We start from the raw sequence: 9,423 nt of genomic DNA, 5'->3' as shown, positions 1-9,423 counted from the left end.
GGGCGGATATGGAATCCGCAAGGGCGGATATGGAATCCGCCCCTACCGGGTCACGATCAGGGGCATACATTTTTTGCATCCGAACGTAACAATCCAGGAATTTAAAAAAATTCAGGATTTCAAATCGTTAATTCCTAAAATTTCCAAAATTTAAAAATGTTACATTCTTTGGCTCAAAAGCCGGGCAGTCTGTATCGCCTGCCCGGCTTTTCCCTGCGTGGCAGTACTCGATTAATACAGGGGTACGAAACCGGCGGCTTCAACCAGGGGCTGACCGGTCTTGGGGTTCAGCACGAAGTTGATGAATTTGGCGGTGTCACCCTTGGGCCAGCCCTGGGTGAACATGAACAGGGCGCGGGAGATGGGGAAGGCGCCGCTTAGTGTGGTGGAAGGGTTGCCTTCGATGCCGTTGACGGTCAGCCCCTTGATTTCCTTGTTCAGGTAGCCGAAACCGACGTAGCCGATGGCCCGCTTGTTCTTGGCAACGGTCTGGGCAACAGCGCCGTTGGAGGCCTGGAGCTGAGCGCGGTTGTACACTCTTTCCTTGCTCATGACCTTCTTTTCCCAGACTTCATAGGTGCCGGAAGAGGTGTCACGGGAGATGACAACGATGTTCTGGTCAGGACCGCCGACTTCCTTCCAGTTGGTGATGTCGCCCTTGTAGATCCCCTTGAGCTGGTCCAGGGTCAGGTTGGCAACGTTGTTGGAGGGGTGGACGATGGGTACGATGCAGTCGTAGGCAACGGAGAAGGGTACGGGGTAGCGACCGTTTTCAACGGCACGCTTGACTTCCTTGCCCTTGATGAAGCGGGATGCATCGGCGATGTCCGTGGTTCCGTCGATGAGGGCCTTGATACCGTTACCTGAACCACCGCCGGAGATGGAAATGGCGATGTCCGGATTGGCTTTCATGAACGCCTCGGCACATTTCTGGGCAATGGGCAGAACCGTGGTGGAACCCTTGATCTGGATCGAGCCGGCCCAGGCGGGCAGGGCGAGGAAGAGACAGAGAGCGGCAACAAGCGCCTTGAAACCTGATTGCATGATGACCTCCAAAGAAAGTTAGAAGAGATGTCCAAATGGTTGATGGGTACTGTTTAGAGGCGAGATGTTACGGGTTTGTGACAAGAGGGGAGATTTTTTGTGACAAATGACAGTTTGTGGGCGATCTTTTCTTTTTAAACCATTTTCAACAAGATACCCGGTGATGGGATTGTTTTTTCTGAGACATGATCGAGACTTCATGATCAGAAGGGTCGTTGCATTTGGGGAGGTCTTCTGGGCAAGATGGACGGGGAACGAAGCCTTTTCGGGCGAGAGGGGATATGTTTTTACTCGGTAGAGCACACAAAAAAGCCCCGTTCATCATAGTGATGAACGGGGCTTTTATCCGTGGCGTCCCCAAGGGGATTTGAACCCCTGTACCCAGAATGAAAATCTGGTGTCCTGGACCTAGCTAGACGATGGGGACGGATGGTGGCTGGGCGACAAGGATTTGAACCTTGATTGACGGAGTCAGAGTCCGCTGTCCTGCCGTTGAACGATCGCCCAGCAAGAGAGAAGTCTGTTTAGGGAAACAGGCTTGTATTGTCAACGACTTTTTTTGCCAGAGGCAAATTTTTTGGTGCTCCTCAAATGCGTTTCCGGCAATCGACATCCGGAATGGTACGGAACCACCACCCCGGCCCCAAGGGGCACGTAGCCTTTATACGGCTGCGAGACGGCGGGTTTTTTTCTTCAGAGTGTGGATTTGCTTGCGCAGCTTCGCCCGCTCCGAGCGCTGGCCTTTCGGGGTTTGGCCCTTTTTGGTCTTGAGATCGGCAATGACGGCCTTTAGATTGCTGACCTGCCGGCCATAGGGGGAGCCGCCGCCCTTTTCCTCGGTAAAACCGAGGGCCTCTTTGATCTCGGAGAGCAGGTCTTCCTTCTGCATTCCGGATGCTCCAACGATTTGGGGAAAGCTGGACATTGCCAAGTCCTTGAGTTCCTTGACGGTCATCTTGTCCAGAGGCTTCTTGAGCCCGGCCAATACTTCTTCCGGATTGAATGTGCCGCTCATGAAACGGTCCTCCTTATCATTTATTGGTTTTGATTGTCCTTGGTATCCGTGCCGGTAGTCCCATGGGCCGTCTTTGTCTTGAAGTAGGCGACATAGGCCTTGTAGGCCCTGGCCACGGGTGAACCGTTGTCCGGCAGGGTGCCCGGTTTACCCAGGTCTTCGGGGCTACTCGGCGGTGGCGCGGCCTCAATGGTCCCCAGGAGTCTTTGGTCCAAGGGGGTGCGCCCCCGGAGCAGCTCGATGTGGATATGGGAAAAGACAGGTTCTCCTAAAAAGCCGTTCACCTTCTCCAGGATCTGGTCCGAGAAATAGCTGAATTCCTGGATGACGATGGCATCCTCTGCCCCGAGGAGCAGGGTATCCTTGGAGTGGCCCAAGGGGCTGATCATATCGGTGATATCCTTTCCGAACAACGAATCCCATTGGTCCCAGAGCCGGGCGAGGCTGAGATTGTCCGCACCGGTCCTGGATGAGAAAAAACGGTGCAGGGCACGGGCAACCGGGGTCGTATGCCGTCTGCGGCGCATGGATTCATTGGTGGACACGGCTGTACTCCTTTGTCCGGAGCCGGTACAAGAACGATCCTGAAACGTCCCCCGTACGGATCTCCCGGTTAAAATGCAAGAATGCGGTCATGTCCGTCGTTTGCCTATGATCCCGGCCGGCCGGACAAGGAGAATGAGGATGAGGATGCCAAAGGCAAAGGCGTCCTTGAATCCTGAAGAGATATATGCAGCCCCGAGATTTTCGGCCAGACCGAGGAGCAGTCCGCCGAGGATCGCTCCGGGGATGGAACCTGCCCCGCCCAGAACCGCCGCGCAAAACCCCTTGAGTCCTGGAAGGACCCCCATATGGGGATAGATGGCATTATAGTAGGCGGCCATCATCATGCCGGCTGCCCCGCTCATAAGCGCACTGGCGAAGAAGGCCGTACCGATGGACACGTCGGGTTTGATCCCCACGACCCGGGCCGCTTCCGGGTCCAGGGCGACGGCCTGTAACGCCTTTCCGTGCCTGGAAAAATGCACGAACCAGATCAATCCGGCCATGACGACCACTGCCCCCCCCATGAGCATCAGCTGGATGAGAGAAATACGGACATTGCCGATGGTCAAGTGGGAGGGCGGCAGTTCCAGGACAAATGGTTTGGTTTCCGGACCGAAAAAGAGCAGGGTCAACGCTTGGAGCATGATGGAGATCCCGATGGCCGCGAGCATGGGGATGAGCGGGTGCCGGCTGCGCAGTGGGCGGAACACGAGTCGGTCCATGGACACCCCGACGATCCCGGCCATGAGCAGTCCGAAAAGCACGGCCACGGGAAAGGGCAGGCCCAGCCAGGCCATGCCTGCCCACAGCCCAAAGGCCCCGGCCATGTACAGTTCCCCCTGGGCCAGGTTGATCAGACCGAGCACCCCGTAGATCAGGGTGTAACCAAGGGCCACCAGGGCGTAGGCCGAACCGGCGACGAGACCGTTGATGATTTGTTGGGTGAGCATGGTTTTTTTTAGGATACAGGATATAGGATATAGGATTTTCGCGCAGAGGCGCAGAGACGCGGAGAAAAGCAAAGGAAAAAAGGGAGACAGGAGACGGGAGACAGGAAAAGACGAGGTCCGAGATCGGCGGTCGGAGATCAGAGATCACGAACATCATCCCAAAGGCCCCGAGATGAGGGTACGCTATTATGGATCCTTCTCCCTTCTCCCGTCTCCCGTCTCCTTTCTCCTGTCTCCTCTCTCCCGTCTCCCTTCCCTTTAAATCCTTTTGTATTTCCCTTCCTTGACCTGGAAGAGATACACGTCCCCCTTCTGGACGTCCCCGTTGCCGTCGAAGGACAGGGTCCCGGTCACGCCGGGGAAGGCGTCCACGTTTTCGAGGTATTTTCTGATCTCTTCACCGGTGAACGCGCCCTGGGCAAAGGCCCCGGCCAGGAGCTGGACCGCGTCGTAGGTCAGGGAGGCGAACATGACATTGTCTGAGGCCTGGACGTCCGCTGCCAGAATTTTTTTGTATGCGTCAACGAATTTCTTGTTCTTTTCCGAAGGATTGGCCTTGTCGTACTCGCTGGCGTTCAAATGGTTTTCAGCAGCCTTGCCGGCAAGTTTGACATACAGGGGGGCCATGTCGCCGAACACGCCTACGCTTAAGCCCGTGAGTCCCATCTGTCTGGCCTGGCTCATAAGGGGGGCGGTTTCCTGGAGATAGCCGGGGAAGAAGAGGAGATCGGGATTCTTGCCCGCGATGTTGGTCAGCTGGGCCTGAAAATCCTTGTCCCCGCGCTGGAAGGCCTCAACAGCTGTCGGGGTGATGGCCAGTTCTTCGAGATACTTGACAAACAATTTTTTGCAGCCCTTGCCGTAGGGGTCGTTGCTGTACACGATGGCCGCGCTGGGGTTGTCCTTGCCGCTGAGTTCCACGGCCTTGTCCACCAGGGCCTTGGCCTGGGTATGGATGGGTGTGCACAGACGGAAAATATAGGGACCTGCCTGGGAGATTTTGGGTGAGGTTCCCGAAGGTGTGAGCATGACCACCTTGTCCCGGTTGCACAGGGGGGCCGAGGCCAGGACGTTGCCGCTCATCATGGGGCCGACAATGGCCTGGACCTTGTCTACGGAGATGAGTTTCTGCACGGCATTGACGGCCGTGGTCGAATCATCCTTGCTGTCGTAGAAGATAACTTCCAGTTTTTTGCCGCCGATACCGCCGGCTGAGTTGATCTGATCCACGGCGATCTCCATGCCGTGTCGGGCGGGAAGGCCGTCAGAAGCACCGCGTGAGAGGCGCAGGACCGCTCCGATCTTGATGGTCGCATCCTTGGCGGACGCGTCTTTTTTATTGGCGGCGGTGTCCCGGTCGCTGGTGCCGCAGGCTGTGGTTGCGAAAAGGAAGAGACAGAGACAGAAAATGCGCAGTATGTGGCTCATGAAAATCTCCTGTAGGGGTGTACGGGAATCCGGATGATTCCGCACGAAGAGGTTTGCATGGGCGGCGGGCAAGGGCGGGTGTGTCACGAAGAAATGAAGATGTGGTCTTCGGACGGATCAAGGAAAAAGGGGTGCCTGGCCGTGGCCCTGGGGTGAAGGTGAACAATTAGCAAGATTGCAACCGACAAGCCGCAGTCTCCCTTTCGGGAAACTGCGGCCGTCATGGTCATCAGATGGTGTAGACTTCGTCGCCCGCAAGAATGCGGATGCCGTTTTCCTGGAGGATTTCGATGGCCTGGTCCGTACGGTCAAAGCGGAAGATGAGCACGGCATTCTTGCCGCTCTGCTGGACAAAGGCGTACATGTATTCCACGTTCACGCCCTGTTTGCCGAGGATGTCCAGGATATGGTGCAGCCCGCCCGGTTGGTCCTCCATCTCCGCTGCCACGACATTGGTCCGGCCCACGGTGAAGCCGTTCTCCTTGAGAACCTGTTTGGCCTTTTCGTGGTCCGTGACAATGAGCCGCAGGATGCCGAAATCGGACGTGTCGGCCAGGGACAGGGCCCTGATGTTGATGCCGGCTTCGGACAGAACCCGGGTTACCTCACCCAGCCTTCCGGCTCTGTTTTCCAGGAATACGGATATTTGTTCGACTTTCATGACTATTCCCTCGTTGGTTGATCGGTTTGGGGCGAAGGGGCCGACGTCTGTCGTCTGCCTGGATTACGAGCGCAGATCCACGATCCTCTTGGCCTTGCCCTGGGATCGTTCAATGGTTCTCGGCTCGACCAGCGATACCTTGGCGGTGACACCCAAAAATTCCTTGATGTCACGTTGTATCTTGGCTTCAATTTTCTGTAAATGTTTGATTTCGTCAGAGAAGAGTTTTTCGTCGATCTCCACCTGGGCCTCCAGGGTATCCATGGCCCCCTGACGACGGATGATCAGCTGGTAGTGGGAGGTCAGACCGTGGGTATCCATAAGGATGGATTCGATCTGGGTGGGGAAGACATTCACGCCGCGGATGATGAGCATGTCGTCGCTGCGTCCCTTGATCCTGCTCATGCGCACGTGGGTCCGGCCGCACTTGCAGGGAACCGGGTCCAGGGCGGTGATGTCTCTGGTCCGGTAGCGGATGAGGGGAATGCCTTCCTTGGTGATGGTGGTGATGACCAGCTCCCCGGTTTCACCCAGGGGGAGGACCTCGCCGGTCTCCGGATCGATGATCTCCGGAATGAAGTGGTCTTCCCATATGTGCAGCCCGTTCTGGGCCGTTTTGCACTCGATGGCCACGCCCGGTCCCATGATTTCCGAGAGCCCATAGATGTCGTACGCCTTGATCCCCAGTTTGGACTCGATGTCCTGGCGTATGCCCTCGCTCCAGGGTTCGGCCCCAAAGATACCGATCTTGAGTTTGAGATCCTCGGGAGCCATGCCTGAGCCGATGATCGTTTCATGGAGCTTGATGGCATAGGACGGGGTGCTGCACAGGATGCTGGAGCCGAAATCCTTCATGAGCATGACCTGACGCCTGGTGCCGCCTCCGGAAAAGGGCATGATGGTCGCCCCGAGTTTTTCCGCACCGTAGTGCATGCCCAGCCCGCCGGTGAACAACCCATACCCGTAGGCATTGTGGACCATGTCCCGGCGTGATCCCCCCGTGGCCATGAGGCAGCGGGCCATGAGGGTCGCCCAGGTGTCCACGTCACGCTGGGTATAGCCGACCACGGTTGCCTTGCCCGTGGTTCCGGACGAGGCATGGATGCGGACGATGTTCTCCTTGGGCGTGGCAAAGAGGCCGTAGGGGTAATTGTTGCGCAGGTCCTGTTTCTCGGTGAAGGGCAGGTATTTCAGATCCTTAAGGGATTTGATCTGTTCGGGTTTGACCCCCTGTTCCTTGAATTTTTCCCGGTAAAAGGGAACGTTGTGGTACAGCTTGTCCACAAGATAGGTCAGGCGACGCGTTTGCAGAGCCTCCAGCTCTTCCCGTGGCATAGTCTCGCGTTCGACATCGTACATCATGGTCCCGTCTCCCTGATTCGTTGAATGAAGGGCGGCATGGTGGGGCCGCCCCGATGGATGATGAAAATAAAAAAAGCCGCGGTCAGTTCTGGCTGTCCGCGGCTGGGTTGTTCGATTCGAAACTGGTATGTGTCTAGGCCGACACCACGGATTCCCCTTTGAGAGCAAAGGTAAAAAAATAAAAATAATACAGGGAAAAAGCGGTGAAGGTCTGGTTCATGGTGAACGGATATGTTGCAAAGACCGGGTGGCCTGTCAAGATGTTTTTTGCGCATGAGGCGGCGGGGGCCGTGGATTATTGGTGTCTGTGGGCAGAACCATTTGCTCTGCAGCTAACTTTCCCGTATGTACACGGGTTGACGGTATCGGACCGGGTGGAAGGCAGGTCTTCCGCTGCGGAAGGATCTGTCCTTGTTTATCCCGCGATGAACCATTCCGGGCCCTGTTCGGCCCGTTCAAGGAGAACGCATGTCCAAAAAGAATACGACACATATACAGGAAAGATTGGAACAGATAGCCGCATGGCTTCACGAAAAAAAGGCGCGTGGTATCGTTATGCTGGATGTGCGGGGATATTCTTCGGTGACCGAGGGGATGATCATTGCCACGGCCAACAGCGCCCGGCAGGCGAAATCCATGAGTTCCTGGCTTGTGGAGCAGGGAAAGCAGCATGGGGGGCCTGTCTTGGGCGTCGAAGGAGCGGAGTCCGGTCAATGGATTCTTGTGGATTTCAACGACGTTGTCGTGCATATTTTCCAAAAAGAGGTCCGAGAGTTGTACAATATAGAAGGGCTGTTCACCGGAGTGGGCCGCATCGATCCCGGGTTCGAGGAGCGATCCGATGGATAACCCTCCCGTGCTGCTGCTGATCCTGGATGGGTGGGGCGTGGCCCCCCCCGGGCCGGGGAATGCCATTTCCCAGGCGAAAACGCCCCATCTCGATGCGCTGCTCGATTCCTGCCCGACCACGACGTTGGCATGCATGGGCGAATCGGTCGGACTCCCCCCCCGGCAGATGGGCAATTCCGAGGTCGGCCATCTCAACCTCGGGGCCGGTCGCATCGTCTACCAGGACATCATGCGTATCAATATGGCGGTCAGGGACGGTTCCCTGAAAACCAATGCGGTCCTTCTCGACCTGATCGAAACGACCAGGGACCGGGGGGGGCGCATCCATTTCATGGGGTTGGTCTCGGATGGCGGGGTGCACAGTGACCAGGCCCACCTGGCCGCCCTGCTTGCCCTGTGCAAGGAGAGGGGGCTCGAGGACGTCCTGGTCCACGCCTTTTTGGATGGTCGGGATACCCCACCCTCGAGCGGGCTCGGCTATGTGCAGCGATTGCAGGAAGATATCGAGAACATCGGTGTCGGTCGGATCGCCACGGTCAGCGGACGTTTTTATGCCATGGACCGGGACAAACGGTGGGATCGTATCCGGTCGGCCTATGACGCTTTGACCCTGGGGGAAGGTATCGCGGCTGACGATCCCCTTGCCGCCATCCAGGAGTCCTATGACCAGGGGGAAAACGACGAATTCGTCAAGCCCCGGGTGATCATGGAAGATGGTCGGCCCGTGGGGGTGGTCGAAGATGGGGACGCGGTCTTTTTCTTTAATTTCAGGGCGGACAGGGCCAGGCAGATGACCCAGGCCCTGTTTGATCCCGATTTTGGGGGGTTCAAGCGCACAAAGGTTCCCCATCTCTGTACCATGGCCACCATGACACGGTACGACGAACATTTCGGGCTCCCGGCCGCCTTCCCCCCGGTCAGGATGACAAATATTCTGGGTGAGGTGGTGGCCGGCCGGGGGGCCAAGCAATTCCGTGTGGCCGAAACCGAAAAGTACGCCCATGTGACCTATTTTTTCAACGGCGGACGTGAAGAACCTTTCAAGGGTGAAGACCGCAAGCTCATTCCCTCACCCCGGGAGGTGGCCACCTATGATCTCAAGCCCGGGATGAGTGTCAACCTGGTGGCCGAAACCCTGTGCGGTGCGATCCGGAACAATGAATATAGGCTCATCGTATGCAATTTCGCCAACCTGGATATGGTCGGCCATACCGGGTCCATCCCGGCAGTTGTTGCGGCGTGTGGGGCCGTGGACGCATGCGTCGGCAGGGTCATGCAAACCTTGGACGGGGTTGGCGGCAAGGGGTTGGTCACGGCGGACCACGGCAATGCCGAGGACATGCTCGATCCAGACGGCGGCGCCAAGACCTGCCACAGCCTCAATCCGGTCCCGTGCGTTCTGGTGGGCAAGGGTACTGGAAACCGAACATTGCGAGATGGCGGCGCCCTGTGCGATGTCGCCCCGACCCTCCTTGATCTCCTTGGCATGGATCAGCCCGAGGAAATGACAGGACGCTCCCTGCTGGGGAAGGGGCCAGGATGAAGAGGGCTGGTTAGGCGGTCAAAAC

The 9,423-nt window shown here is 57.2% G+C and carries 9 protein-coding genes and 2 tRNA genes; 2 read left to right on the top strand and 9 right to left on the bottom strand.

Annotated features, from left to right (window positions below; translation table 11 throughout):
* Positions 1 to 231: 231 nt before the first annotated feature.
* The 9 genes from ACY692_RS08250 to ACY692_RS08210 all read right to left on the bottom strand — a co-directional run bounded on the left by ACY692_RS08250 (position 232) and on the right by ACY692_RS08210 (position 7,006).
* Positions 232 to 1,044, bottom strand: coding sequence for a phosphate ABC transporter substrate-binding protein (locus tag ACY692_RS08250; protein WP_462324877.1), 813 nt, complete (start codon positions 1,042 to 1,044; stop codon positions 232 to 234).
* 349 nt (positions 1,045 to 1,393) lie between these two features.
* A tRNA-Glu gene (locus ACY692_RS08245) sits at positions 1,394 to 1,471 on the bottom strand.
* Positions 1,472 to 1,477: 6 nt separating this feature from the next.
* Positions 1,478 to 1,551: transfer RNA gene (locus ACY692_RS08240), tRNA-Gln, on the bottom strand.
* Positions 1,552 to 1,705: 154 nt separating this feature from the next.
* Positions 1,706 to 2,059, bottom strand: a complete 354-nt coding sequence (locus ACY692_RS08235) for a hypothetical protein (RefSeq protein ID WP_462324876.1) — start codon at positions 2,057 to 2,059, stop codon at positions 1,706 to 1,708.
* A gap of 20 nt (positions 2,060 to 2,079) precedes the next feature.
* On the bottom strand, positions 2,080 to 2,604 hold the full coding sequence (locus ACY692_RS08230; protein ID WP_462324875.1) for a DciA family protein: 525 nt from the start codon (positions 2,602 to 2,604) through the stop codon (positions 2,080 to 2,082).
* A gap of 87 nt (positions 2,605 to 2,691) precedes the next feature.
* Positions 2,692 to 3,555: a branched-chain amino acid ABC transporter permease gene (locus ACY692_RS08225; RefSeq protein WP_462324874.1), complete on the bottom strand. Its 864-nt coding sequence runs from the start codon at positions 3,553 to 3,555 to the stop codon at positions 2,692 to 2,694.
* Positions 3,556 to 3,813: 258 nt separating this feature from the next.
* The gene (locus ACY692_RS08220; RefSeq protein ID WP_462324873.1) at positions 3,814 to 4,983 is read right to left on the bottom strand and encodes an ABC transporter substrate-binding protein; all 1,170 of its coding nucleotides are present in this window, start codon (positions 4,981 to 4,983) and stop codon (positions 3,814 to 3,816) included.
* A gap of 229 nt (positions 4,984 to 5,212) precedes the next feature.
* Positions 5,213 to 5,644 (bottom strand): ACT domain-containing protein, encoded by a 432-nt coding sequence (locus ACY692_RS08215; RefSeq protein ID WP_462324872.1) that lies wholly within the window; start codon positions 5,642 to 5,644, stop codon positions 5,213 to 5,215.
* 63 nt (positions 5,645 to 5,707) lie between these two features.
* The gene (locus ACY692_RS08210; RefSeq protein ID WP_462324871.1) at positions 5,708 to 7,006 is read right to left on the bottom strand and encodes a phenylacetate--CoA ligase family protein; all 1,299 of its coding nucleotides are present in this window, start codon (positions 7,004 to 7,006) and stop codon (positions 5,708 to 5,710) included.
* A 468-nt stretch (positions 7,007 to 7,474) separates the two neighbouring features.
* Here ACY692_RS08210 and rsfS point away from each other — a divergent pair, with 468 nt between their 5' ends.
* Both rsfS and gpmI read left to right on the top strand, forming a co-directional pair.
* Complete coding sequence (gene rsfS / locus ACY692_RS08205) at positions 7,475 to 7,855, top strand: ribosome silencing factor (protein ID WP_462324870.1); 381 nt, start codon at positions 7,475 to 7,477, stop codon at positions 7,853 to 7,855.
* Positions 7,848 to 9,398 carry a 2,3-bisphosphoglycerate-independent phosphoglycerate mutase gene (gene gpmI, locus ACY692_RS08200; RefSeq protein ID WP_462324869.1) on the top strand — a complete coding sequence of 517 codons (1,551 nt, stop codon included), beginning with the start codon at positions 7,848 to 7,850 and terminating at the stop codon, positions 9,396 to 9,398. The genes rsfS and gpmI overlap by 8 nt, the downstream gene beginning before the upstream one ends.
* Positions 9,399 to 9,423 lie beyond the last annotated feature (25 nt).

The sequence above is a fragment of the Desulfoplanes sp. genome (genome assembly GCF_054921335.1).
This window is presented reverse-complemented; position numbering and strand designations above follow the sequence as displayed.

What these genes read in the sequence shown, in the direction of transcription:
- ACY692_RS08250 (WP_462324877.1), bottom strand. Translation starts at nt 1,044, where the DNA reads ATGCAATCAGGTTTCAAGGCGCTTGTTGCCGCTCTCTGTCTCTTCCTC.
- ACY692_RS08235 (WP_462324876.1), bottom strand. Translation starts at nt 2,059, where the DNA reads ATGAGCGGCACATTCAATCCGGAAGAAGTATTGGCCGGGCTCAAGAAG.
- ACY692_RS08225 (WP_462324874.1), bottom strand. Translation starts at nt 3,555, where the DNA reads ATGCTCACCCAACAAATCATCAACGGTCTCGTCGCCGGTTCGGCCTAC.
- ACY692_RS08220 (WP_462324873.1), bottom strand. Translation starts at nt 4,983, where the DNA reads ATGAGCCACATACTGCGCATTTTCTGTCTCTGTCTCTTCCTTTTCGCA.
- ACY692_RS08215 (WP_462324872.1), bottom strand. Translation starts at nt 5,644, where the DNA reads ATGAAAGTCGAACAAATATCCGTATTCCTGGAAAACAGAGCCGGAAGG.
- ACY692_RS08210 (WP_462324871.1), bottom strand. Translation starts at nt 7,006, where the DNA reads ATGATGTACGATGTCGAACGCGAGACTATGCCACGGGAAGAGCTGGAG.
- rsfS (WP_462324870.1), top strand. Translation starts at nt 7,475, where the DNA reads ATGTCCAAAAAGAATACGACACATATACAGGAAAGATTGGAACAGATA.
- gpmI (WP_462324869.1), top strand. Translation starts at nt 7,848, where the DNA reads ATGGATAACCCTCCCGTGCTGCTGCTGATCCTGGATGGGTGGGGCGTG.